Raw genomic sequence first — 24,606 nt, forward strand, 5'->3', positions numbered from 1 at the left:
GCCGTCGCCAGCGGTTTAGGCTAGAATGCACGGCCTCAAAGCACACCCCTTCCCGAGGCTGTCCCGAAGATGTTGATCCTGCGCGGCGCTCCTGCCCTTTCTGCCTTTCGCCACAGCAAACTTCTTGAGCAACTGAGCCAGAAAGTACCGGCTGTCAGTGGCTTGTATGCTGAATTCGCTCACTTCGCCGAAGTCACCGGCGGTTTGACCGGCGACGAACAGCAGGTGCTCGCGCGCCTTCTGAAGTACGGTCCCAGTGTTCCCGTCCAGGAGCCGACCGGTCGGCTGTTCCTGGTGTTGCCACGTTTCGGCACCATTTCGCCGTGGTCGAGCAAGGCCAGCGACATCGCCCGCAACTGCGGCCTGGCGAAGATCCAGCGCCTGGAGCGCGGCATTGCCTTTTATGTCGCCGGTCAGTTCAGCGAGGCCGAGGCCCAACTGATCGCCGACGGCTTGCATGACCGCATGACCCAAGTCGTACTGGGCAACCTTGAGCAGGCCGCCGGCCTGTTCAGCCACGCCGAGCCCAAGCCGCTGACCGCCATCGACGTACTGGGCGGCGGCCGTGCCGCGCTGGAAAAAGCCAACGCCGAGCTGGGCCTGGCCCTGGCCGAAGATGAGATCGATTACCTGGTCGACGCCTTCCAGGGCTTGAAGCGCAACCCGCACGACATCGAACTGATGATGTTCGCCCAGGCCAACTCCGAGCACTGCCGTCACAAGATCTTCAACGCCAGTTGGGACATTGACGGCCAGAGCCAGGAAAAAAGCCTGTTCGGCATGATCAAGAACACCTACCAGATGCATAACGAAGGTGTGCTGTCGGCCTACAAGGACAACGCCGCGGTCATCGTCGGCAATGTGGCTGGCCGTTTCTACCCGAACCCCGAGACCCGCCAGTACGGTGCGGTCCAGGAGCCGGTGCACATCCTGATGAAGGTCGAGACCCACAACCACCCGACCGCCATTGCCCCGTTCCCGGGCGCGTCCACCGGTTCCGGTGGTGAGATCCGCGACGAAGGCGCCACCGGACGCGGTGCCAAGCCCAAGGCCGGCCTGACCGGTTTCACCGTGTCGAACCTGCGGATTCCTGGCTTTGAACAACCGTGGGAAAAGCCCTACGGCAAGCCTGAGCGCATCGTCACCGCCCTCGACATCATGATCGAAGGTCCGCTGGGCGGCGCGGCGTTCAACAACGAATTCGGCCGTCCGGCCCTGACCGGTTACTTCCGTACCTTCGAACAGTCCATCACCACCCCCCGTGGTGAGGAAGTCCGTGGTTACCACAAGCCGATCATGCTCGCTGGCGGCATGGGCAACATCCGCGCCGAACACGTGCAGAAAGGCGAGATCGTGGTCGGCTCCAAGCTGATCGTTCTCGGCGGCCCGGCCATGTTGATCGGCCTGGGTGGCGGCGCGGCTTCGTCCATGGCCACTGGCACCAGCTCGGCCGACCTGGACTTCGCTTCGGTCCAGCGGGAAAACCCGGAAATGGAACGCCGTTGCCAGGAAGTCATCGACCGCTGCTGGCAGTTGGGCGAGCAGAACCCCATCAGCTTCATCCACGATGTCGGCGCGGGCGGCCTGTCCAACGCGTTCCCGGAACTGGTCAACGACGGTGGCCGCGGCGGCCGCTTCGAACTGCGCAACATTCCGAACGACGAGCCGGGCATGGCCCCGCACGAAATCTGGAGCAACGAATCCCAGGAGCGTTACGTCCTGGCGGTCGGCCCGGCCGACTTCGAGCGCTTCCAGGCGATCTGCGAGCGTGAGCGCTGCCCGTTCGCGGTCGTCGGCGAGGCCACCGCCGAGCCGCAACTGACCGTCACCGACAGCCACTTCGGCAACAGCCCGGTGGACATGCCGCTGGAAGTGCTGTTGGGCAAGGCCCCGCGGATGCACCGTTCGGCCGTTCGCGAAGCCGAGCTGGGCGACGATTTCGATCCATCGATCCTCGACATCGCCGACTCCATCGAGCGTGTGCTGCATCACCCGGCCGTGGCGAGCAAGAGCTTCCTGATCACCATCGGCGACCGTACCATCACCGGCCTTGTGGCCCGCGACCAGATGGTCGGCCCATGGCAAGTGCCGGTGGCCGACGTGGCCGTGACCGCCACCAGCTTCGACGTCTACACCGGCGAAGCCATGGCCATGGGCGAGCGCACGCCGCTGGCGCTGCTGGACGCCCCGGCGTCGGGCCGCATGGCGATCGGCGAGACCCTGACCAACATCGCGGCCTCGCGCATCGGCAAGATGTCCGACATCAAGCTGTCGGCCAACTGGATGTCCGCCGCCGGTCATCCGGGCGAAGACGCCCGCCTGTACGACACCGTCAAGGCGGTCGGCATGGAGCTGTGCCCGGAACTGGGCATCACCATTCCGGTGGGCAAGGACTCCATGTCCATGGCCACGCGCTGGAACGACGAAGGCGTGGACAAGAGCGTGACCTCGCCGCTGTCGTTGATCGTGACCGGTTTCGCCCCAGTCACCGACATCCGCCAGACCCTGACCCCGCAACTGCGCATGGACAAGGGCACCACCGACCTGATCCTGATCGACCTGGGCCGTGGCCAGAACCGCATGGGCGCCTCGATCCTGGCCCAGGTGCATGGCAAGCTCGGCTCGCAAGCGCCGGACGTCGATGATGCCGAAGACCTGAAAGCCTTTTTCGCGGTGATCCAGGGCCTCAACGCCGACGGTCACTTGCTGGCCTACCATGACCGTTCCGATGGCGGCTTGCTGACCACCGTGGTGGAAATGGCCTTCGCCGGTCATTGCGGCTTGAACCTGACCCTGGACAGCGTCGCCGAATCCGCCGCTGAAATCCCGGCCATCCTGTTCAACGAAGAACTCGGTGCGGTGATCCAGGTTCGCCAGGACGCTACCCCGGACATCCTCGCCCAGTTCAGCGCCGCCGGCCTGGCCGAGTGCGTCTCGGTGATCGGCCAGCCGATCAACAACGCCCACATCAATATCACCTTCAACGGCGACACCGTCTTCGAAGGCCAGCGTCGCGTGTTGCAGCGCCAGTGGGCCGAGACCAGCTACCAGATCCAGCGCCTGCGCGACAACGCCGACTGCGCCGAGCAGGAATTCGACGCGCTGCTGGAAGAAGACAACCCGGGTCTGAGCGCCAAGCTCAGCTACGACGTCAACGAAAACGTCGCCGCGCCCTACATCAAGAAAGGCATTCGCCCACAAGTGGCGGTCCTGCGCGAGCAGGGCGTCAACGGTCAGGTGGAGATGGCGGCAGCGTTCGACCGCGCCGGTTTCAACGCGATCGACGTGCACATGAGCGACATCCTCGCCGGCCGTGTCGACCTGAACGACTTCAAGGGCATGGTCGCCTGCGGCGGTTTCTCCTACGGCGACGTGCTCGGGGCCGGTGAAGGCTGGGCCAAGTCGGCGCTGTTCAACAGCCGCGCCCGTGATGCATTCCAGGGCTTCTTCGAACGCACCGACAGCTTCACCCTCGGCGTGTGCAACGGTTGCCAGATGATGTCCAACCTGCACGAGCTGATCCCGGGCAGCGAGTTCTGGCCGCACTTCGTGCGTAACCGTTCCGAGCAGTTCGAAGCCCGCGTCGCGATGGTCCAGGTCCAGGAGTCGAACTCGATCTTCCTGCAAGGCATGGCCGGTTCGCGCATGCCGATCGCCATCGCCCACGGCGAAGGCCATGCGGAGTTCGAAAGCGAAGAGGCACTGCTGGAAGCCGATCTGTCGGGTTGTGTGTCGCTGCGTTTTGTCGACAACCATGGCAAGGTCACCGAAACCTACCCGGCCAACCCGAACGGCTCGCCGCGCGGGATCACCGGCCTGACCAGCCGCGACGGCCGCGTCACGATCATGATGCCGCACCCTGAGCGAGTCTTCCGTGCGGTGCAGAACTCGTGGCGTTCGGACGACTGGAACGAAGACGCGCCATGGATGCGCATGTTCCGCAACGCACGCGTCTGGGTGAACTAAGACGGTGTACAAGCTCTGCTTCTTCGTCCCGGCCAGCCATGTCGACGAGGTCAAAAGCGCCGTATTCGCCGCCGGTGGCGGGCGAATCGGCGACTATGACCACTGCGCTTGGCAAGTGCTGGGCCTGGGCCAGTTTCGCCCGTTGGACGGCAGCCAGCCGTTCATCGGTGAGGTGGGGCAGCTCGAACAAGTCGAGGAATGGAAGGTGGAGCTGGTAGTTGCCGACGGGTTGATCCGCACAGTGGTGGAGGCGCTGAAACACAGCCATCCCTACGAGACACCGGCGTATGAAGTGTGGCGGTTGGAAGATTTCTGATCCTCCTGCTGCAACAATAAAAAACCCGCTGATTGATTCAGCGGGTTTTTTATTGTCCCCAATTCTGGGTACACGAACTCCTTGTGGCGAGGGAGCTTGCTCCCGCTCGGTTGCGTAGCAACCGCCAAAGCTTGGGGCCGCTGCGCGACCCAGCGGGAGCAAGCTCCCTCGCCACGGGATTGGTGTGTCAGCCACTGAAGGTTTTAGCCTTGGCCCCATCCCGATTCACGACCATCGCCAACGCCCGCCACACCCCCGGCGCTTTCTCGCCCAGCAGCAAGTGCCACACGCCACCTTCCAGCGAGCTAACCCCCTGACAGCCAAGCGCCTTGAGCTGGCTTTCCGATATCCCCTTGCCATCGGCCAATTGCACGCGCAGACGGCTCGTCGCCACGCAATCAAGTTGCAACACATTCTCTCCACCGCCCAGGGCATTGAGCCACTGTTGCGCCTCGGTCTCGCAGACGTCAGTCGGTAGGGCAGGCTCGATCACGGCGGTTGCGGGCGCGCTGGCGGCTCGTTCCGAAGATGGCAACGCCTGGCGAATTTCATCGGCGATGCTGTCGGCCATCGGCCCCACCACCACCTGCAAGCTGCCGCCGTTGCCAGGGCGAACCACGGCCATGGCGCCGAGGGCCTTGAGCTGGGCGTCGGACGCCTTGTTGCGATCCACCATGTCCAGTCGCAGACGCGTGGTGCAGGCGCCAATCGTGATCATGTTCTCGGCACCGCCCAGCGCCTGGATATAGGCAGCGGCGCGCTGGTTTTCGGCGATGACCGGCTTGTCGCCCGCCGGCACCTCTTCCCGACCTGGGGTCTTGAGGTCGAAGCGGCGGATGCAGAAGTCGAACACCACGTAGTAAATCAGTGCATACGCCAGGCCTACCGGGACAACCAACCAACCGTTGGTGGATTTACCCCAGCCCAAGACCATGTCAATGAAACCACCCGAGAAGGTAAAGCCCAGGTGAATGTCCAATAGATTGGTCACCGCCATCGACAGCCCGGTGAGCAGCGCGTGGACCAGGTACAACAGTGGCGCGAGGAACATGAAGGCGAATTCGATCGGTTCGGTGACGCCGGTCAGAAACGAGGTCAGTGCCATCGACAGCAAGATCCCGCCCATGACTTTGCGCCGCTGGGGCAGGGCGTTGCGGTACATCGCCAGGCAAGCGGCGGGCAGGCCGAACAGCATCACCGGGAACATGCCGGTCATGAACTGGCCGCCCTTGGGGTCGCCGGCGAAATAACGGGTCAGGTCACCGGTGACCACCATGCCGGTTTGCGGGTCGGTGAAACTGCCGAAGATGAACCAGGCCATGTTATTGAGGATGTGGTGCAGGCCGGTGACGATCAGCAACCGGTTGAACACCCCGAAGACGAACGCGCCGAAGCTGCCGCTGGCCATCAGCAGCTCGCCAAAGCTGTTGATGCCGTGCTGGATCGGCGGCCAGATCAGGCCGAACACCAGGCCCAGGCCGACGGCACTGAAACCGGTGACAATCGGTACGAAGCGTCGGCCGCCAAAGAACGCCAGGTATTCCGGCAGCTTGATGTCCTTGAACCGGTTGTACAGCGCGCCGGCCAACAGACCGCTGATGATCCCGGCGAGCATGCCCATGTTGATGGTCGCGTCGAGTACCTTCAGTGTCGCGATCATCACCAGGTAGCCGATGGCCCCGGCCAGCCCGGCCGTGCCGTTGTTGTCCCGGGCGAAGCCCACGGCGATACCAATGGCGAAGATCATCGGCAGATTGGCGAAAATCGCTTCGCCGGCGTCGTGGATGATCGCGATGTTCAACAAGTCCGTGTCGCCCAGACGCAGCAGCAGGCCGGCAATCGGCAGGATCGCGATGGGCAACATCAGCGCCCGGCCGAGACGTTGTAACCCTTCAATGAAATGCTGATACATGGCGTCTCTCCTTTTATTGTTCTTCGACGTGGCTCAGCCCAAAGGCCAGTGTTGGTGACAGGCCTGGCGCACGGCGGCGGCGCTGGCCAGGTTCAGCAAATCGGTACTGACGCGGCGGCACTGGGCGGCGTCGAGGTGACGCACGCGGTCCTTGATTTCGCCGATTTGCGGCGAGCTGACCGACAGCTCCCGGACGCCCAGCCCGATCAGCACCGGCGTCGCCAGGGGATCCGAAGCCAGGGCGCCGCACACGCCGACCCAACGCCTGTGCTTTGCCGCGCCAGCGCAGGTTTGGGCGATCAGCCGCAACAGTGCCGGGTGCAAGGCATCGACCCGGGCGGCGAGACCTGCATGGTCGCGGTCCATGGCGAGGGTGTACTGGGACAGGTCATTGGTGCCGATGGACAGGAAGTCCGCGTGCTCGGCCAGTTGTTCGGCCAGCAAGGCGGCGGCCGGCACTTCGATCATCACCCCCAGTTGCGGACGTTCGCTCAGGCCCAGTTCGGCGCCCAGCGCATCGAGGCGCTGGCGGATGTGCAGCAGCTCGTCGACCTCTGTGACCATCGGCAACAAGATCCGGCAGCGCTGCAGCGGGCGGGTTTGCAGCAGGGCGCGCAGTTGTTGATCCAACAGTTCCGGGCGCACCTGGGCCAGGCGAATGCCCCGCAGGCCGAGCACCGGGTTGGCTTCGGCCGGCAGTGGCAGGTAGTCCAATTGCTTGTCGCCGCCGACGTCGATGGTGCGGATGATCACCGGTTTTTCGCCCATGGCATCGAGCACCGCCTGATAGGCCTGGCGCTGTTCCTGTTCATCGGGGGCGGTACGGCGGTCGACGAAAAGAAATTCGGTGCGCAACAAACCGACGCCGTCGGCGCCGTAGGCAAAGGCCTGGCTTGCTTCGGCGCTCGACGCCACGTTTGCGGCGATTTCAATCCCGACTCCGTCAATGGTCCGCGCCGGCGCGTGGGCGAGCGACTGTTGTTGGGCGCGCAGGGCTGCGCGTCGGGCTTGTGCTTGCTGAACCTGCGTCAGGCGCTCGGCGGTTGGCGCCAGTTCGAGGCGTCCGCCGTCGGCATCCAGCACCACGGGCTGCCCCAGCGCCTGCGCAAGCAAGGCATCGCCCAACGCCACCAGGCAGGGCACGCCTTTGCCTCGGGCCAGGATTGCCACATGGGACGTCGCGCCGCCCTCGGCCATGCACACACCGGCCACGCCTTGGGCGCTGAGGTGCAGCAGGTCCGACGGGGTCAACTCCTGTGCGGCGACAATGGAGCCTGCCGGCACGTCGAATTGCCAAGCCTCACCCAGCAACGCTCGCAGGACTCGCTGGCGCAGGTCGCGTAAATCGTTGGCGCGCTCGGCCAGCAGCGGGCTGCCTAACTGACGCAGGACCTGGCACTGCGCGTCGATGGATCGGCTCCAGGCGTGGGTGGCGGCATCGCCCTGGTCGATGGACACGTAGGCGGCGTCCAGCAAGGCCGGGTCTTCTAGCAATGCCAGATGGGCGCTGAAGATCGCCTGCTCATTGTCGTAACGTCGGGCCTTGGCATTTTCCAACGTCAGGCGGATGTCGCCACTGACGTGCTCCAGGGCTTGGCGCAACCGTTGCCGCTGCTCTTCGATATCGTGACCACCGTCATCCTCGGGCAACTTCAAGCCATCCAACCGAACCAACGGTCCGGCCACCAGGCCGGGCGCGGCGCAGACTCCTTGGAGCACGCCGTCTTCAGCGGCCCGACTGGGCGCTTTTACCGGCGGGGCCTGGGCATGGTCGTTTTCGGCCAGGGCTGTGGATAACGTTGCGAGCAAGGCTTGCAGCGCCGCTTTGGCGTCGCTGCCACGGCAACTGACGTGCACTTCGGCCTGCTCGTTGATTGCCAGGCCCATCAAGCCCATGACGCTGTCGCAGGACGCCGACCGGCCGCCAAAGTGCAGGTGCGAGCGGCTCTTGAAGCCTTGCGCAGTCTGGCGCACCAAGGCGGCCGGCCGCGCGTGCAGGCCGCCACGGTGGGCGATACGGATCTGGCCGAACACTTCGATGCCGACGTCCGCTTCATCGTCGCGCGGTTCACCCGGTGCCTTGCTGACGATGTGCAGCAACGGTTCGCCGACCTTGACCCCTTTAAGCGTGATGGGCCGTGCCTGGAAATGCTCGCCGTTAGTGATGATCAACAGGCTGACCAGGCTTTTGCAGCGCCGTGCCACGCTGTCCAGGTCATAGCGCAGCAGTGCCTGGCCGTTGCTGACCCGCGCGCCCTCCTTGACCAGCATGGAAAACCCATCGCCCTGCAGTTCGACGGTGTCCAGCCCCAGGTGCAGGAGCAGTTCGGCGCCGTTGTCGGCCCGCAGGGTCACGGCGTGGCCGGTGCGGGCGACGTGGATCACCTCGCCGTCACAGGGCGCATAGAGGGTGTCGTTCAACGGATCGATGGCGATCCCGTCACCCATGGCGCCGCTGGCGAATACCGCGTCAGGAACGTTGGCGAGGGTGAGCACCGGACCGCTGAGCGGGGCGCTGAGGATCAGCTCTTTATTGTTGTTGGGCATGGGCTCGCTCTCTCTTGAAATCTCATTGGCCCTCGATGGAAGAGGGCCGGCGGTTCAGTGGGTCCGGGTAACCTTGCTCAAGTGCCGTGGCTGGTCCGGGTCCAGGCCCCGGGCCACGGCCAGGGTCGCGGCCATGCCATAAAAGCTCTGGATCGCCAGGATCGGGTCCAGGGCCGGATGCTCGGCGCGGCTCAGCGTCAGGTCGCGTTCGGCGATGTCATCAGGTGCGGCCAGCAGCACCCGGGCGCCGCGCTGGCGCATATCGGCAGCCAGGCTCAACACGCCAGCCTGCTCAGCGCCGCGTGGGGCAAAAACCAGTAGCGGATAGTCCTCGTCGATCAGCGCCATCGGCCCGTGGCGGACCTCGGCGCTACTGAAGGCTTCGGCCTGGATCGCCGAGGTCTCCTTGAATTTGAGCGCCGCTTCCTGGGCGATGGCGAACCCGGCACCACGGCCGATCACCATCAACCGCTGGCTGTCACGGAGCGTCTCGACGGCAGCGCTCCAATCCTGGCTCGCGGCCTCGCGCAGGCCTTCGGGCAGCGCAATGCCGGCTTCGAGCAACTCGCCGTCGTCTTTCCAGTGGGCGACCAGGCGCGCGCTGGCGCTGAGGGTGGCGATGAAACTCTTGGTGGCGGCGACACTGCTTTCGATGCCTGCGCACAGCGGCACGCTGAACTCACACGCCGCTTCCAAGGGCGAATCGGCGGCATTCACCAGGGCCACGCTCAAGGCACCGCGCTTGCGCAACAGCCGCAAGCTGTTCACCAGGTCCGGGCTCTGCCCAGATTGGGAGAACGCGAACGCCACCTGGCCGCTGACCTTCAGCGGCGCCTGTTGCATGGTCACCACCGACATCGGCAACGATGCCACCGGCAAACCCAGTTGTTGCATGGTCAGGTAGGCAAAGTAGCTAGCGGCGTGGTCGGAGCTGCCACGGGCCACGGTCATCGCCACTTGCGGCGGTTGTCGGCGCAAGCGTCCGGCAATCTCCTGCAGGGCGGGGTCCAATTGGCGCAATTGGCGCTCGACGGCCTCGGACGAGGCCAGGGCCTCTTCAAGCATTTTTGAAGACAATGGCTTCTCCTTCGACCATCACGTCGGTCAAGTTCATGGAACGGTCCAGGCGCACGCAATCGGCCCAGGCACCCGGGTGCAGGCGTCCGCGTTCGGGCAGGCCGAGGTAGTCAGCGGGGAATTGCGACAAGCGCTGCGAGGCTTCGGCAAGGGGCAAGCCAATCTTCACCAGGTTGCGCAGGGCCTGATCCATCGTCAGCGTGCTGCCGGCCAGGGTGCCGTCGGCCAGGCGCACGCCGCCCAGGCATTTGGTCACGGTGTGGCTGCCCAGCTTGTATTCACCGTCGGGCATGCCGGCGGCGGCCGTGGAATCGGTGACGCAATACAGGCACGGGATCGAGCGCAACGCCACGCGGATAGCGCCGGGGTGCACGTGCAACAGGTCCGGGATCAACTCGGCATATTGCGCGTGGGCCAGCGCCGCGCCGACGATGCCTGGCTCGCGGTGATGCAACGGGCTCATGGCGTTGTACAAGTGGGTAAAGCTGCTGGCCCCGGCCGCCAGCGCCGCGACGCCTTCCTCATAGCTGCCCAGCGTATGACCGATTTGCATGCGCACCCCGCGGGAACTGAGTGCGCGAATCAAGGCGTCGTGGCCGGCGATTTCCGGCGCGATGGTGATCACCCGGATCGGTGCCAGGGCCAGGTACGCTTCCACCTCGGCCATCAATGCCGTGTGGGCGAAATTTGGTTGAGCGCCGAGTTTGCCGGGGTTGATGTAGGGGCCTTCCAAGTGCACGCCCAGGACACGGGCAGTGCCGCTGGGCCGCTGTTCGCAAAATTCGCCGAGGGCCCTGAGCACGCCGGCGATTTCCTCGCTCGGCGCGGTCATGGTCGTGGCCAGCAGCGAGGTGGTGCCGAAGCGCACATGAGTGCGAGCGATGATCTCGAATGCAGGCGCGCCTTCCATGATGTCCTTGCCGCCACCGCCGTGCACATGCAGGTCGATGAACCCGGGCAACAGATAAGGCAAGTCATTGTCCGCCGGATCGCAGGGCTGGCCTTCGATGGACACGATCTTGCCGTGTTCATGCAAGAGACGGCCGCGTATCCAGCCGTTGGCGGTGAGGATGTTGTCTTCGGACATGGGGATTCTCTGGTCGTCTAGCGCCGCAGTTCCGCGACAAAGTCGTAGTAGTCGTTGCGGCAGTAGGTGTCGGTGACTTCGATGGGCGTGTTGTCTTCCAGGTAGCCGACCCGCGTCATCAGCAGCATTGCGGTGCCGGGGGCGATGCCCACCAGGGCGGCGAATTCGTCCGAGGCGTTGATCGCCTGGATGTGTTGCAGCGCGCGCACGACCGGTTTGCCGATGCCATCGAGGAATTCATAAAGCGAATCGCCCACCGCCTGCGGCTTGGGAATGATCGAGGCGGGCAGGGTGCTCATTTCGATGGCCATGACCGTGTCATCGGCCTTGCGCAGCCGTTTGAGCCGGGCGACTTTGTCATTGGGCGACAGGCCCAGGCGGATCAATTCTTCGTGGGTTGGCGGGGTGATCTCTCGCTCCAGCCACTGCGACCCAGGCACGAAGCCCTTGAGCCGGAGCATTTCGCTGAACCCGCTGAGGCGCGAGAGCGGCTGTTCGAGGCGCGGGGTGATGAATGTGCCCGAGCCTTGGTTGCGGCGGATCAGACCTTGTTCGAACAGCACTTCCAACGCTTTGCGAGCGGTCACCCGAGAAATGCCCAGTTGCTCGCTCAAGCTGCGCTCGGACGGCATCGCTTGCTCGGCTTTCCATTGGCCGGCGTGGATGGCGGCCTCCAGGTTGCGGGCCAGTTGCAGGTACAGCGGCGTGGGTTGGGTGTCGTCGGGACGCAGGGCCAGGATGTCGTTCATGTGAGCTGTGTCCGATGCTGCTGTAGGAATTTTCGCTCGGTGAGTGGGTGGGAAGCTAATACCACTTGAATACCATGTCAACGGTGGTTCTGACTGATTCCTGCGAGATTCGAGGGGGCCGGCTTTAAGTGGTATTAATGGTTGAAGGATCGACAGCGGAGTTACAGCGCTGGGCTTTCGTTTTGGAGGCGCAGTGGTATGCACGCACCGGTGGGTATGAGCTTGAAATTATTTTTTTAGACGACTGGTGGTGGGGCTGTTCTTTTAGGTCGGTGTGTATAACCGTTGCGGCAGCAATGGTTACCCGAATCCCGCCCAAAAAAACCCTTCCTGAAATTTGTGCGAAATGTCACTGATCAAATGCGGTCTGTCAGATGTACTGAACTTTCCGACATGTTTTTAAGGTTGTCCCTCGGAAGCGGGGACTCTAGCTTTCGTGGCTCAAATCTCCAAGGATTCGCTTACTCGCCTTCGTGAGGGCTAAGTGGTGGATCCAGGTTTCAAGGAGCAATAACAGCCTCTGAGGTTAAACATGGAATTGCCGGATAGGATCACCCCCCGCCTCAATACAACTACCGCGCTAGGACAGGCTTTGGTTTCAATGTTCAAGTCTGTCGAAGCGGAGTTGACGTCTGAGAATGCAGCGCCTGGGATGGTCAAAGTCATCGTTTTTGGTGGGTGCGCAGTGCACCTTTATACAAACCATCGTGTCTCGACGGACGTTGACGCAGAAATTTATGAGGCCAGCCCCCCGAAGGGCTTTCATCTTCGAACGTTACTTGCGCAGGTGCCCGAGCAATTTGTTGACGAAAGATCCGGACGATTGTTGGAGCTAAACTACGACCTCCAATACAACACCAGCTTCGGTCCGATTCACGAGGATTATTGGGCTCGAAGCCTTCCCCTTGAGGAGTTTCCGGTTGAGTCTCCTCTGCACGTTCACATTGCTGCCCCTGTCGATATTGCAATTTCAAAGCTGGGCAGAGCAACGGATCAAGACATTGGCGATATCATGGCGCTTCTGAGGGCTGGATTCATGTTGACCGCCGAGCTGCGTCGACTGGCATTGCAGGCGATTGATGTATATGTTGGCAACAAAGAGCCTCCAACCTCTGTGCTTACCGCTATTTTGCAAAATTATTTGGAGAATACAGATGACGAAGCCTGCTAGCGGCCACGTCCTCTCAGCCGCTCTGGACACATTGGTCAAAAGCCCGTTGGATCACGCAGATGATGTTGCGCTTGTGAGCGTAGCCGAAGCTGTCTGGTACTCCAATCTGGACTTGATAAGCGCGGCTCAAGTTTTTCTGAGTCAACACACTGATGAGGTCGAGCTGCGTCGTGCAGGATATCTGCTCGAACGACTCACCCGATTTTCGTGTGTCACAGACAGTCGTGCATTGGAAGTCTTCCAGGCCCTTGAGCTATTTTTACGCTCGACACCCAAGCAAGCCATAACCTCGAAGGCTGCTGTTGCGCTTCGAAAACGCCGTGATGAGCTCGCTCTCTCTTGGGGACTGAATGCAGGTCTTGGCTTGAAGGTACAAACCCTCTTGCCTTTTCAGACTCGGCACTATGAGGCTGAGCAGCGCGCAGCGTTTGTTTGAACCCAGATGTCACCAACGAAAACCGGCTTAGGCCGGTTTTTTGTTGTGCGAATGATCATCGCTTGGTCTGTCAGACGCCCCGAAGTTTCCGACATGTTTTTAAGGTTGTCCCTAGGAAGCGAGGGCTCTAGCCTTTGGGTGTCGCTGCCAATTCAGCGACCGGGTTTGACCGTCCGAATAAATCAAGGGGCAACAGGCCCGGACGTTTTGTCCTGGGCTCCATGAAATTAAAGGAGCTTCAATTGAAAAATAATTCTGACATCCCCAAACCCGCCTCAACCTTCCCCTACGGCGACTACGCTCCCGAAAAACTGAAAGAAGCCGCCGATCGCGCAATGGACCACTACCTCAAGCCCGATGACGAACCAGACCCCCAGCCCTCGGTGCAGTTGTTCACCGTATCGGACAACATCGACACCGAAGCCCTGCTAGCCAACCTCAGCGAAACCCTGGCCTCGGCCAACGCAATGCTCAGCGAACTCGCATTCGGCCTGGAAGGTTCTCGACGACGGGTGGCATTGGGGGTGGCGCAGATGATTGAGTTGGGGGAGTTATTGGCGAACAAGGCCTTGGATCGGGTCGAACTCAGGACTTGATACCAAAGTAATCTGTGTGGCGAGGGAGCTTGCTCCCGCTGGGTTGCGAAGCAGCCCTAAAACCTGACAACCCGGAGTGTCAGGCAGATTGAGTTGCCCTGCCTTGGGGTTGCTGCGCAACCCAGCGGGAGCAAGCTCCCTCGCCACAAGAGCTCCTATCCACAGGAGCTCCTTGCCGCAAGAGAAGGGGCTACGGACGAATCTCGATCATCGTCCCATCCGGCACCAGGTTCCACACCTCGCGCATGTCCACATTACGCATGGCGATGCAGCCATCGGTCCAGTCCAGGGTATGGAACAACTGCTCTGGGTTCTCTTCCGAATCAGGCGTGCCGTGGATCATGATCATGCCCCCCGGCTCCACGCCTTCGCGGCGGGCGCGGGCGGCGTCGCTGATGTTGGGGTAGGAAATGTGCATCGACAAATAGAACCGGTCGCTGGTCTTGCGCCAGTCCAGCCAATAGAAACCCTCGGGGGTACGCTTGTCGCCTTCTATCAACTTGGGGCCTTTCTTGGCGCCCTTGCCCAGGGAGATGCGATACGTCTTGAGGGGCTTGCCGTCGTTGATCAATTGCAATTGATGGGCGGACTTGAGCACCAGGACTTTTTCGATGACCTTGCCGTTGTAGGTCCCCACGGCAGCGGCTTGGGACACAGCGGTGAACGACAGGCAGAACAGGACAAGCAACCAGCGCATTGAAACGATATCCCTAGAGGTGTCGCGGCTATATTGGATTTTTCAAGTGTTGGCAGGCTGAGCAAGCGGCGGTATCGACTCGGATCGCACCGGGTAATCCTCGGCTCGCCGGTCAGCGTAGAAGCATTCTAGGGTACGGCCCACCGTGCGGAAAGCCAGCTCGTCCCACGGAATGTCGGCTTCTTCGAACAATTGCACTTCCAGGCTCTCGGGCCCGGCGGCGAAATCCACATCCACCAGTTCGGCGCGGAAGAATACATGCACCTGGCTGATGTGCGGTACGTCGATCAGCGTATAGATGTTCAAGTTTCGGACCCTGGCGCAGGCCTCCTCGGCGGTTTCACGGACGGCGGCCTGTTCGACGGTTTCGCCGTTCTCCATAAAACCGGCCGGCAAGGTCCAATAGCCGCGTCGCGGTTCGATGGCGCGTCGACATAAAAGCACCTTGCTGCCCCAAGTCGGTACGCAACCGGCCACGATGTTGGGGTTCTGGTAGTGAATGGTGTGACAGGTGTCGCAGACAAAGCGCAGGCGCGAGTCGCCCTCGGGTATGCGCTGGGTCACCGGGTTACCGCACTGGCTGCAGAATTTCATGCTTGGATTCCTGGAGGCTGCGCCTATCTTGGCGTGTGCGCACGGGTATCGGCAAGTTGTCGTTTCGCGACATGACGCCGTTTCGGGGCTTGGGCCGCTTGCGTGATTGGTGCATGATGCAAGGTAGCGAATAAATCGAGAAGTCTCATGCTGGACGAGCTACTGCATCGAGTAAGCAACCATACCCCACGCGATCTGGAGACCGATCGGCGCTTCCCGGAAGCAGCGGTGCTGGTGCCGATTACCCGCAGCGGCGAGCCGGAACTGGTCCTCACGTTGCGCGCCAGCGGGTTATCGACCCATGGCGGCGAAGTGGCGTTCCCCGGCGGACGCCGGGATCCGGAAGACCCTGACCTGATCTTCACAGCCCTGCGCGAAGCCGAGGAAGAGATCGGTCTGCCGCCCGGCCTGGTGGAAGTGATTGGCCCCCTCAGCCCGCTGATTTCCCTGCACGGAATCAAAGTCACGCCGTACGTCGGCGTGATTCCGGATTACGTCGAGTACCAGGCCAACGACGCCGAGATCGCTGCGGTGTTCAGTGTGCCGCTGGAGTTCTTCCGCAAGGATCCGCGAGAACACACCCACCGCATCGATTATCAGGGATGCAGTTGGTACGTACCCAGCTACCGGTTCGGCGAATACAAGATCTGGGGCCTGACTGCAATCATGATCGTGGAACTGGTCAACCTGCTGTACGACGCCGATATCGACTTGCACACGCCACCCAAGAGCTTCATCAATACCTGACGCCCCGAGGACTTTCATGAAATACCGCCTGGGCGATGCCCGTGTCGAAACTCACCCGCAAAGTTGGGTTGCACCCAACGCCACGTTGGTGGGCAAGGTCCGCCTCGAAGAGGGCGCCAATGTCTGGTTCAACGCCGTGCTGCGTGGCGACAACGAATTGATCCTGATCGGCAAGAACAGCAACGTGCAGGACGGCACCGTAATGCACACGGACATGGGCTATCCGCTGACCCTCGGCACCGGCGTGACCATCGGCCACAACGCCATGCTTCACGGCTGCACGGTGGGCGACTACAGCCTTATCGGCATCAACGCGGTGATTCTCAACGGCGCGAAGATTGGCAAGCATTGCATCATCGGCGCCAACTCGCTGATCGGCGAAGGCAAGGAGATTCCCGACGGTTCGCTGGTGATGGGCTCGCCGGGCAAGGTCGTGCGGGAACTGACCGAGGCCCAGAAGAACATGCTCATGGCCAGCGCGGCGCACTATGTGCACAATTCGCAGCGCTATGCCCGCGACTTGGCCGAGCAGGAACAATGAACACGCCCGAACGCCCTGTGCCTTCGCCCTGCGTAAACATCTGCGCGCTGGACGATGACGACATCTGCACCGGCTGCCAGCGCACCGTGGCGGAGATCACCCTCTGGAGCCGCATGGATAACGATGAACGGCGTGGGGTCCTGGCGCTGTGTCATGAGCGGGCCAAGGCCAGTGGATTGGTGTGGATGTTGCCGGCAAAGCGCGGATTGTGAATACGTTCCCCTGTGGCGAGGGAGCTTGCTCCCGCTGGGTCGCGTAGCGACCCCAAAGCAGGCGACTTAATCTGCCTGACACACCGGGTTGTCGGGTTCAGGGCTGCTGCGCAACCCAGCGGGAGCAAGCTCCCTCGCCACAAAAGCTTTTTATCCGCAGTCCCGTCAGTACGATCGTCGCCCCAACCACCGATCCAGCCCCACCACCCCCAGCGCAATCGCGATAAACCCCGCCAATATCCCCCCGGCATTGACGAACACCTGTGGATAACCCAGGTTCGCCACGTCGATGAAGGGGTAGGGATAGGCCGCGAGTAAATCCCCGCGCAACAGGACGTAGCCGAAGTACACCAGCGGATAAATCACCCAAAGCCCGATATGGCCCAGGCGCAGGGTGCCTTTGGGCACACACCGCCACCAATAGATGAGGAACAGCGCAGGCATCACGTCGTGCAGCAATTCGTCGGCGACGAATTGCCAGCCTTCGGGTTGCCAGAGGTGGCGCAGCAGCAGGTTATAGGCCAGGCCGACCAGGGCGATGCTCACCGCGATGCCGCTGCGTACGCTGGGCAGCAGGAACCAGCGTCGGGCCGCGGAGGGGCGCTGGGTCAGTTCCCAGGTCAGGACCACCGCCACCAACAAGTTGGTCAGTACCGTGAAAAAACTGAGGAAACTCACCAGCCCACCCAGCAGGCTCGCGCCCAGTTCCCAGCGCCCCAGCAGGATCAGGTAAAGCTGGATGCTCAATCCCGTCCAGCCAAGCAAGGCCTGCGTCGCCACGAAACCGGTTCGCCCGCTCACGATTCAGACGGGCCGCTTGGTACGCATCAGCTTGATGTAAAGACGCTCGACTTTCTCCCGCGCCCAAGGCGTCTTGCGCAGGAAAGTCAGGCTCGACTTGATGCTCGGGTCGCTCTTGAAGCAACGGATGTCGATGCGTTCGGCCAGGCCCGACCATTCGTAGTGCTGCACGAGGGCGTTGAGGATCTGCTCCAGCGTGACGCCGTGCAGCGGGTTGTTGTTCGGTTCGGTCATGGCAGGCCTGCGCGAAAAGGCTGTAAAGCCGCGCACCTTAGCCGAGGTGCTCTTTGGGGGGAAGCGTTGCCTTCATCCGCTCGCCTGAGTGGGGTAGCCGCTTGGCACACTGTTACCGAAACCGAAAGGCTCCATGTCAATAAAAGATCTTTCTCTATTTATGACAGGCCATTATCCTTGCGCCGCCTGCTGAAACGTTTCTTCTTGCGCGCCAGAGCCTCCGCATCCCACGCATCCCTACTGGATCCACCAACTCCCGCGCTCTGGCGCCAGGATAGACAGCGCTGTCTCTGCGTGAGGGGCCGTCGGGGCTCTCGTTCTCCCAGATGAGCGTGGCAGTGGAATTTGCTTTTTTTAACTGAACCATGCCCCCGAAGGATCGTCATCTAAAGTGACAACTTGCGCGGGACTTTTTTTAAACGTCACGGAGAAACACGCTATGAGCACTGAGGGTGCTTTGAGTCGAAGCCGTCTGTTACCGAGCCTGCTCGGCATTCTGCTTCTATTGATGGGCCTGGCCCTGCTGGCCGGGGGAATCAAGCTGAGCACGCTCGGCGGCTCGCTGTATTACCTGCTCGCTGGTATCGGCCTGGCGCTGACCGGCGTGCTATTGATCATGGCCCGTCGTGCGGCGCTGGGGCTGTACGCATTGGTGTTGTTCGCCAGTACGGTCTGGGCGCTGTGGGAAGTTGGCCTGGACTGGTGGCAGTTGGTGCCGCGCCTGGCGATGCTGTTTGCCTTGGGCATCGTCATGCTCCTGCCATGGTTCCGCCGTCCGCTACTGACCGCCGACGCTTCGCCGATGGGCACCCGTGCCTTGGGCGCCGCCGTGGTCATCGCCGGTATCGCCGCGCTGGCCAGTCAGTTCACCAACCCGGGCGAGATCAAGGGCCAACTGGACCGCGACAGTGTGCCGGGGATGACCAACACCGCACCGGCCATGCCGGACGGCGATTGGAACTCCTACGGGCGCAGCGCCCATGGCGACCGCTATTCCCCGCTGGCGCAGATCACCCCTGAGAACGTCGGCAAGTTGAAGGAAGCCTGGTCCTATCGCACCGGCGATCTGCCAGGGCCGAACGACCCGGGTGAAACCACTGCCGAAAATACCCCGTTGAAGGTCAACGGTATGCTCTATGTGTGCACGCCTCACAGCCAGGTGATTGCCCTGGAGCCTGAAACCGGTAAGGAAATCTGGCGTTTCGATCCGAAGCTTTCCACGCAAAAAGCGGAGAACTTCAAGGGTTGGGCCCACATGACTTGCCGTGGCGTGACCTACCACGATGACGCCGTGTACGCATCCGCCGAGCAGAGCCCGACCGGCATGGCCAGTGCTACGCCAGCCAGCAGCGTTTGCCCACGGCGGATTTTCCTGCCGACCGCCGACACCCGCCTGATCGCCCTCAATGCCGACACCGGCAAGATGTGCGAAGACTTCGGTGACAAGGGCCAGGTCGACCTGACCGCCAATATCGGCGGCTTCACGGCGGGCGGTTATTACTCCACCTCGCCGCCGGCAGTCACCCAGAACCTGGTGGTGATCGGCGGCCACGTCACCGATAACGTCTCCACCGATGAGCCGAGCGGTGTCATCCGTGCCTACGACGTGCACACCGGCAAACTGGTGTGGAACTGGGACAGCGGCAACCCGGACGACACCACGCCGATTGCCGAAGGCCAGACCTACACCCGCAACTCGCCGAACATGTGGTCTATGTTCAGCGTCGATGAAAAACTCGGGATGCTCTATCTGCCGATGGGCAACCAGACTCCCGACCAGTTCGGCGGATTCCGCACACCGGAATCGGAAAAATACGCCGCCGGCCTGACCGCCCTGGACATCGCCACCGGCAAGGTGCGCTGGTACTTCCAGTTCACCCACCACGACCTGTGGGACATGGACGTTGGCGGTCAACCGACCCTGATGGACCTGAAGACCGCCGATGGCGTGAAACCCGCCGTCCTGGCCTCGACCAAACAGGGCAGCATCTACGTGCTGGATCGCAGCAACGGCCAGCCGATCGTGCCGATCAAGGAGATCCCGGTGCCGCAAGGCGCGGTGGAAGGCGACTTCACCTCGCCGACCCAACCGATGTCCGACCTGAACTTCGTGCCGCCGGTCCTCAAGGAACGCGACATGTGGGGCGTGACCCCGTTCGACCAGATGCTGTGCCGGATCGACTTCAAGTCGCTGCGCTATGACGGCATGTTCACGCCGCCGTCGCTGCAAGGCTCGATCGTCTACCCAGGCAACTTCGGCGTATTCGACTGGGGTGGCATTTCAGTGGACCCGGTGCGCCAGATCGCCTTCGTCAACCCGAGCTACATGGCGTTCAAGTCAAAACTGGTGCCGGCGGCGGAAGTCGCTGGCGGTCCGGGGCGCAAAAGCGAAACCGAAGGCGTGCAGCCGAACAAGGGCGCGCCGTATGGCGTGATCCTCGAAGCGCTGCTCTCGCCCATGGGCCTGCCGTGCCAGGCGCCTGCCTGGGGTTACGTGGCAGCCGTGGACCTGACCAACAACAAGACCCTGTGGAAGCACAAGAACGGCACCGTGCGCGACAGCTCGCCGGTTCCGATCCCGCTGAGCATGGGCGTACCGAGCCTGGGCGGCCCGTTCACCACCGCCAGTGGCCTGGCATTCCTTAGCGGTACGCTCGACCAGTACCTGCGTGCCTATGATGTGAAGAACGGCAAGCAACTGTGGGAAGGCCGCCTGCCCGCCGGCGCCCAGACCACGCCGATGACCTACACCGGCAAGGACGGCAAACAATACGTGCTGGTTGTTGCCGGTGGTCATGGCTCGCTGGGCACCAAGCAGGGTGACTATGTGATTGCCTACAAGCTGCCGGATTAAGCAGAACCGCGCCCAAGAAAAAGGCGACACCCTTGCGGGTGTCGCCTTTTTTTGTGCCGCGCGGAGTCTTTGTGAACGCAGGCCTTTTAGCTTCTGCTTTTGTGGCGAGGGAGCTTGCTCCCGCTGGATGCGTCAGCATCCCCTGCGGTGTGATGGCTGACAAAGCAAGGGGGCTGCTTCGCAACCCAGCGGGAGCAAGCTCCCTCGCCACGGGGTTTTGTGTACGAGGTCTTAGAGCTCGATCTTGACCGCTTGGGAAGCTCGGGTCGCCTTGGCGCGGGCGGCTTCGATCGACTCATCGCGCGCCAGGGCCACGCCCAAGCGGCGCTGGCCGTTGACTTCCGGTTTGCCGAACAGGCGCAGGGCGGTGTCCGGCTCGCCCAGGGCGGCGCCGAGGTTGGCGAAGGCGGTCTGGGTCGACTGGCCTTCCACCAAAATCACCGCCGAGGCCGATGGGCCGAACTGGCGGATCAGTGGGATCGGCAGGCCGAGAATGGCCCGGGCGTGCAAGGCGAATTGCGACAGGTCCTGGGAAATCAGCGTCACCAGGCCGGTGTCGTGTGGGCGCGGCGAGACTTCGCTGAACCACACCTGGTCACCCTTGATGAACAGTTCGACGCCAAACAGTCCACGACCGCCCAAGGCCTCGGTCACGGCTTTGGCGACGCGCTCGGATTCGGCCAAGGCCGCTGGGCTCATGGCTTGTGGCTGCCAGGATTCCTGATAGTCGCCTTTTTCCTGCCGGTGGCCGACCGGTGCGCAGAAGGTCGTGCCGCCGACGTGACGCACGGTGAGCAGGGTGATTTCGTAGTCGAAGTCGATGAACCCTTCGATGATCACCCGGCCCTTGCCGGCACGGCCGCCTTCCTGGGCGTAATCCCAGGCTTTCTGCACGTCATCGGTGCCGCGCAGCAGGCTTTGGCCCTTGCCCGATGAGCTCATCACCGGCTTCACTACGCACGGGAAGCCCAGGGTCTCGACGGCCTTGCGGTAGTCTTCGATGGTGTCGGCGAAGAAGTATGGCGAGGTCGGCAGACCCAGTTCTTCGGCGGCCAGGCGGCGGATGCCTTCGCGGTTCATGGTCAACTGCGCGGCGCGAGCCGTAGGGATCACGGTGAAGCCTTCGGCCTCCAGTTCCACCAGGGTGGCGGTGGCGATGGCTTCGATTTCCGGCACGATGTAGTGCGGTTTCTCGGCTTCGATCACCGCGCGCAGGGCGGCGCCGTCGAGCATATTGATCACATGGCTGCGGTGGGCCACTTGCATGGCCGGTGCGTTGGCGTAGCGATCCACGGCAATCACTTCAACGCCCAGGCGCTGCAGTTCGATTACCACTTCCTTGCCCAGCTCACCGCTGCCACACAACAAAACGCGGGTCGCGGTGGGCGACAATGGGGTTCCGATACGGGTCATCTGAAGGTCCTCAAACAGGAGCGGATCATCGGGGGGCGCGCCGGGCGAGCTTCCCATGGGAGAAAGCGCGGCATTTTACATGAACCGCGTCAGCCGGCGACGGGCTGTTTGCGCAGACGCCAGGCCATGATCAGCCAGACGGCCGTAACCCCGGCGAATTTCGAGAACAGGGCGGTGATCACCACGGCTGGGGTCAAGGCGTCGATCATTCCAAAGAAAATGAACGTGTCGATGGGGATGCTCAGGGCCGAACTGATCCACAACCGGTCATGAAGCGGGCGCTTGGTGACCGTGAACACCAGCCAGTCGATGCATTCGGATACCGCGAACGCCGTGGCGCTCGCCAAGGCGATGGTCGGGTCCGAGGTGACGTAGGACAACACCAGCGCCGCCAGCATCGCCACGATGGCGCCATGGCCGAAGCGGGTCTGCACCATGTCCCGCAGGATAAACACCAGCCCGCCCCAGGCCGACCAGATGATGTCCAGGTGCGGCGCGGCCGAGAATGCGAAGTTGATCAGCACGACGCTGCCGATGTACGCGATCAGGAAAAGCATGGGGCGGGGTACCTGGTGGGTTGGGATGCAGGGCGAAACGACCGTGGCGAGGGAGCTTGCTCCCGCTGGGCTGCGAAGCAGACCCAAAACCTGGCAACTCGGTGGATCAGATAGGTCGAGGTGGCTGCTTTGGGGGGGCTGCTGCGCAGCCCAGCGGGAGCAAGCTCCCTCGCCACAAGGGTCATTAGTGTCAGAAGGTTACTTCAGCAGCAAGCAGTCCCTCAATCTTCCTCGCTGCCCTCGGCCTTCCAATACCCCACTGTCTTCACAAAATCCTGGCCCAACCCTTTCTCCTCCAGCAAAACCTTGCGAATCTGCCGGGACACCTTGCTCTCGGTCGCGACCCAGGCGTACAGCTTGCCGCCGGGCATTTCCAGCTGTTGCACGGTACGGAGCAGGTTGTCCTGGCGACCCTCGCGCAACACCCAGATCACATGCACCTGCGCCGGGCTCTGGAGCACCTGCTGCTCGGCGCCGTTTTCCACTTCCACCACCACCAGGGCCCGCCGATTGGGCGCCAGGCCTTCGAGGCGGCGGGCGATGGCGGGCAGGGCGGTTTCGTCGCCGATCAGTAAATAGCTGTCGAAGATGTCCGGCACGATCATCGAGCCCCGGGGCCCGGCGATGTTGAGGTATTGCCCTGGCGCCGCTTGGGCCGCCCAGGTCGCGGCCGGGCCGTCGCCGTGGAGCACGAAATCGATGTCCAGCTCCAGGGTGTCCAGGTCATAGCGACGCGGGGTGTAGTCGCGCATCGGGGGCATCGGCCCCTGGGCCTTGTCGGTGCTGGGGCTGGGGCTGAAGTTTTCCAGGGCAGCCTGTTCCTCGGCGTTCTGCGGGAACAGCAGCTTCACATGATCGTCCGTGCCCAGGCTGACGAACCCGGCCAGCTCCGGCCCGCCGACGGTGATGCGGCGCATGCGCGGGGTCAGGTCGGCCACCCGCAGCACTTGCAGGCGGCGCCGCTTGATCTCGTGGCTGACACGGTGAATGGTGTTCGGATCGACTTCGGTCATTGCATGACTCCAAAACAGGTGGACGGTCGGGCCGTCGAGGGTGGCTTTGGCGATACAGACAGCAGTCTACGTCTGCTCGCGTCAATAGGCTGCCTTGCCTCATCCCGCACGACGGTCGCGCTTCTATGAATAGACGTATGGCAGCGGTCAGGCTGTAGCGTTTTCTTTCATTTCAGCCGCGTCCTGTGCCGTGGCGGGCATGTAATCTTGGCCCTCTAGTTAAATGGAATAAGCGCTTTGCCAAAAAGTTGACCGGAAGAATATCAAGGTCTGTTTTTAGGTGGATCTAAAGCTATACGTAGGGAGTTTCTTACATCCAAAAACATCAATTAAATAAAATCGCAACTTTTTCTTCTTTTCGAGTACCGCTTTTACTACGCGTCTATAGGAAACGGCCTGCTTATTTTTAATTAAAGGGAGACGATCATGCTCCGGCGTTGAGGTGACACGCCAAGTTGCTGGTGGCCTGGAACCCAACCTCTCTCTCTTTATTTGCTATGAACAGGTGTTAGACATGCTCAAACCACTCGTAACCGCCGCTTCCCTGACTGCCGTTACCTTGAGTTCTTCGCTGGCGTTCGCTGCCGATGACGCGCGCTCCTCCATCCACATCACCGCGAACATTCCGACCCAGCAGTTCCATGTGCAGCCTCGCAACCCGGACTTCGGTAAGGATGAAGTCATGAGCTACAACACGGTGACCGGCACCCTGACTTCGCTGCGCCAGACCTTTGATGTGAAGAATACCGACGGTTCGGTCAATGCCTACATCGAAGGTGGCCCGGCTTCGCTGTTCAATGGTCGTGATGCCATCGCCCTGACCACCGCGTTCAATGGCGTCACCTTGACCGCCACGCCTCAGGAAGTGGTGGACGACGCAACGTCGACACCGGGTACCCAGGCTGACATGACCATCACCCCGGCTCGTCCTCTGGACACCCAGAACGGCCTGTACACCGCTGACATGACCGTGATCTTCGATGCCGTGCCGCGTCCGTGATGCCATTTAACGCCCGGTGAGTTCATCCCGTCACCACGGGCGTTATCGCAGGTCGGCCGGTTCTCCCCAGCCGGTCGGCCCGCACC

22 protein-coding genes are annotated in these 24,606 nt (G+C 62.2%); 10 read left to right on the forward strand and 12 right to left on the reverse strand.

Annotation, left to right across the window (positions count from 1 at the left end):
- Positions 1 to 69 precede the first annotated feature (69 nt).
- Both purL and J3P95_RS05885 read left to right on the forward strand, forming a co-directional pair.
- On the forward strand, positions 70 to 3,966 hold the full coding sequence (purL, locus tag J3P95_RS05880; RefSeq protein ID WP_434578329.1) for a phosphoribosylformylglycinamidine synthase: 3,897 nt from the start codon (positions 70 to 72) through the stop codon (positions 3,964 to 3,966).
- Between the two features lie 4 nt (positions 3,967 to 3,970).
- Positions 3,971 to 4,282, forward strand: a complete 312-nt coding sequence (locus tag J3P95_RS05885; protein WP_434561443.1) for an NGG1p interacting factor NIF3 — start codon at positions 3,971 to 3,973, stop codon at positions 4,280 to 4,282.
- 187 nt (positions 4,283 to 4,469) lie between these two features.
- Here the strand turns inward: J3P95_RS05885 and nagE are convergent, their stop codons facing one another.
- The 5 genes from nagE to J3P95_RS05910 are packed head-to-tail and all read right to left on the reverse strand — an operon-like array spanning position 4,470 to position 11,654.
- Positions 4,470 to 6,194 carry an N-acetylglucosamine-specific PTS transporter subunit IIBC gene (nagE, locus tag J3P95_RS05890; protein WP_434578327.1) on the reverse strand — a complete coding sequence of 575 codons (1,725 nt, stop codon included), beginning with the start codon at positions 6,192 to 6,194 and terminating at the stop codon, positions 4,470 to 4,472.
- 33 nt (positions 6,195 to 6,227) lie between these two features.
- The gene (gene ptsP, locus J3P95_RS05895) at positions 6,228 to 8,741 is read right to left on the reverse strand and encodes a phosphoenolpyruvate--protein phosphotransferase (RefSeq protein WP_434578325.1); all 2,514 of its coding nucleotides are present in this window, start codon (positions 8,739 to 8,741) and stop codon (positions 6,228 to 6,230) included.
- Between the two features lie 54 nt (positions 8,742 to 8,795).
- A complete protein-coding gene (locus J3P95_RS05900; RefSeq protein WP_434578323.1) occupies positions 8,796 to 9,818 on the reverse strand; it encodes an SIS domain-containing protein in 1,023 nt (340 codons plus the stop codon).
- Positions 9,799 to 10,905, reverse strand: a complete 1,107-nt coding sequence (nagA, locus tag J3P95_RS05905; protein ID WP_434578321.1) for an N-acetylglucosamine-6-phosphate deacetylase — start codon at positions 10,903 to 10,905, stop codon at positions 9,799 to 9,801. The genes J3P95_RS05900 and nagA overlap by 20 nt, the downstream gene beginning before the upstream one ends.
- A gap of 17 nt (positions 10,906 to 10,922) precedes the next feature.
- Positions 10,923 to 11,654 (reverse strand): GntR family transcriptional regulator, encoded by a 732-nt coding sequence (locus J3P95_RS05910; protein ID WP_186643569.1) that lies wholly within the window; start codon positions 11,652 to 11,654, stop codon positions 10,923 to 10,925.
- Between the two features lie 532 nt (positions 11,655 to 12,186).
- On the opposite strand from J3P95_RS05910, the gene J3P95_RS05915 reads away from it, so the two are divergent.
- The 3 genes from J3P95_RS05915 (at position 12,187) to J3P95_RS05925 (ending at position 13,857) form a co-directional block, all read left to right on the forward strand.
- Entirely contained in the window at positions 12,187 to 12,825 is a 639-nt protein-coding gene (locus J3P95_RS05915; RefSeq protein WP_434578319.1) for a DUF6036 family nucleotidyltransferase, read from the forward strand.
- On the forward strand, positions 12,809 to 13,261 hold the full coding sequence (locus J3P95_RS05920) for a hypothetical protein (RefSeq protein WP_434578317.1): 453 nt from the start codon (positions 12,809 to 12,811) through the stop codon (positions 13,259 to 13,261). The genes J3P95_RS05915 and J3P95_RS05920 overlap by 17 nt, the downstream gene beginning before the upstream one ends.
- Positions 13,262 to 13,482: 221 nt before the next feature.
- Positions 13,483 to 13,857: a DUF6124 family protein gene (locus J3P95_RS05925; RefSeq protein ID WP_434626641.1), complete on the forward strand. Its 375-nt coding sequence runs from the start codon at positions 13,483 to 13,485 to the stop codon at positions 13,855 to 13,857.
- 190 nt (positions 13,858 to 14,047) lie between these two features.
- Here the strand turns inward: J3P95_RS05925 and J3P95_RS05930 are convergent, their stop codons facing one another.
- Positions 14,048 to 14,554: a L,D-transpeptidase family protein gene (locus J3P95_RS05930; RefSeq protein WP_053124801.1), complete on the reverse strand. Its 507-nt coding sequence runs from the start codon at positions 14,552 to 14,554 to the stop codon at positions 14,048 to 14,050.
- 42 nt (positions 14,555 to 14,596) lie between these two features.
- On the reverse strand, positions 14,597 to 15,148 hold the full coding sequence (locus tag J3P95_RS05935; RefSeq protein ID WP_434561455.1) for an NUDIX hydrolase: 552 nt from the start codon (positions 15,146 to 15,148) through the stop codon (positions 14,597 to 14,599).
- 147 nt (positions 15,149 to 15,295) lie between these two features.
- Between J3P95_RS05935 and J3P95_RS05940 the strand changes: the two genes are divergently transcribed.
- From J3P95_RS05940 to J3P95_RS05950, 3 genes are read left to right on the forward strand one after another with little or no spacing between them, the layout of a single operon-like run.
- Positions 15,296 to 15,895: a CoA pyrophosphatase gene (locus tag J3P95_RS05940; protein WP_186640912.1), complete on the forward strand. Its 600-nt coding sequence runs from the start codon at positions 15,296 to 15,298 to the stop codon at positions 15,893 to 15,895.
- 16 nt (positions 15,896 to 15,911) lie between these two features.
- Positions 15,912 to 16,436, forward strand: coding sequence for a gamma carbonic anhydrase family protein (locus J3P95_RS05945; protein ID WP_434578314.1), 525 nt, complete (start codon positions 15,912 to 15,914; stop codon positions 16,434 to 16,436).
- Positions 16,433 to 16,648 carry a DUF1289 domain-containing protein gene (locus tag J3P95_RS05950; protein ID WP_434578312.1) on the forward strand — a complete coding sequence of 72 codons (216 nt, stop codon included), beginning with the start codon at positions 16,433 to 16,435 and terminating at the stop codon, positions 16,646 to 16,648. Before J3P95_RS05945 ends, J3P95_RS05950 begins: the two co-directional genes overlap by 4 nt.
- 165 nt (positions 16,649 to 16,813) lie before the next feature.
- Here J3P95_RS05950 and J3P95_RS05955 read toward each other — a convergent pair whose 3' ends face one another.
- Both J3P95_RS05955 and J3P95_RS05960 read right to left on the reverse strand, forming a co-directional pair.
- A complete protein-coding gene (locus J3P95_RS05955) occupies positions 16,814 to 17,428 on the reverse strand; it encodes a Pr6Pr family membrane protein (protein ID WP_434581282.1) in 615 nt (204 codons plus the stop codon).
- Positions 17,429 to 17,452: 24 nt separating this feature from the next.
- Positions 17,453 to 17,683: a VF530 family DNA-binding protein gene (locus tag J3P95_RS05960; RefSeq protein WP_003205228.1), complete on the reverse strand. Its 231-nt coding sequence runs from the start codon at positions 17,681 to 17,683 to the stop codon at positions 17,453 to 17,455.
- A 439-nt stretch (positions 17,684 to 18,122) separates the two neighbouring features.
- Between J3P95_RS05960 and J3P95_RS05965 the strand changes: the two genes are divergently transcribed.
- Complete coding sequence (locus J3P95_RS05965) at positions 18,123 to 20,537, forward strand: glucose/quinate/shikimate family membrane-bound PQQ-dependent dehydrogenase (RefSeq protein WP_434561459.1); 2,415 nt, start codon at positions 18,123 to 18,125, stop codon at positions 20,535 to 20,537.
- Positions 20,538 to 20,768: 231 nt separating this feature from the next.
- On the opposite strand, the gene purT is transcribed toward J3P95_RS05965, so the two are convergent.
- From purT to J3P95_RS05980, 3 genes are all read right to left on the reverse strand, one after another.
- Positions 20,769 to 21,950 (reverse strand): formate-dependent phosphoribosylglycinamide formyltransferase, encoded by a 1,182-nt coding sequence (gene purT / locus J3P95_RS05970; RefSeq protein ID WP_434561461.1) that lies wholly within the window; start codon positions 21,948 to 21,950, stop codon positions 20,769 to 20,771.
- 89 nt (positions 21,951 to 22,039) lie between these two features.
- Entirely contained in the window at positions 22,040 to 22,507 is a 468-nt protein-coding gene (locus J3P95_RS05975; protein ID WP_434578310.1) for a preQ0 transporter, read from the reverse strand.
- Between the two features lie 221 nt (positions 22,508 to 22,728).
- Positions 22,729 to 23,520 (reverse strand): siderophore-interacting protein, encoded by a 792-nt coding sequence (locus tag J3P95_RS05980; RefSeq protein ID WP_434578308.1) that lies wholly within the window; start codon positions 23,518 to 23,520, stop codon positions 22,729 to 22,731.
- Positions 23,521 to 24,034: 514 nt separating this feature from the next.
- Between J3P95_RS05980 and J3P95_RS05985 the strand changes: the two genes are divergently transcribed.
- On the forward strand, positions 24,035 to 24,520 hold the full coding sequence (locus J3P95_RS05985) for a CS1 type fimbrial major subunit (RefSeq protein WP_434561467.1): 486 nt from the start codon (positions 24,035 to 24,037) through the stop codon (positions 24,518 to 24,520).
- Positions 24,521 to 24,606: the final 86 nt, after the last annotated feature.

The organism is Pseudomonas sp. Z5-35 (assembly GCF_051131945.1).
Classification (GTDB): Bacteria; Pseudomonadota; Gammaproteobacteria; order Pseudomonadales; family Pseudomonadaceae; genus Aquipseudomonas; species Aquipseudomonas marvdashtae.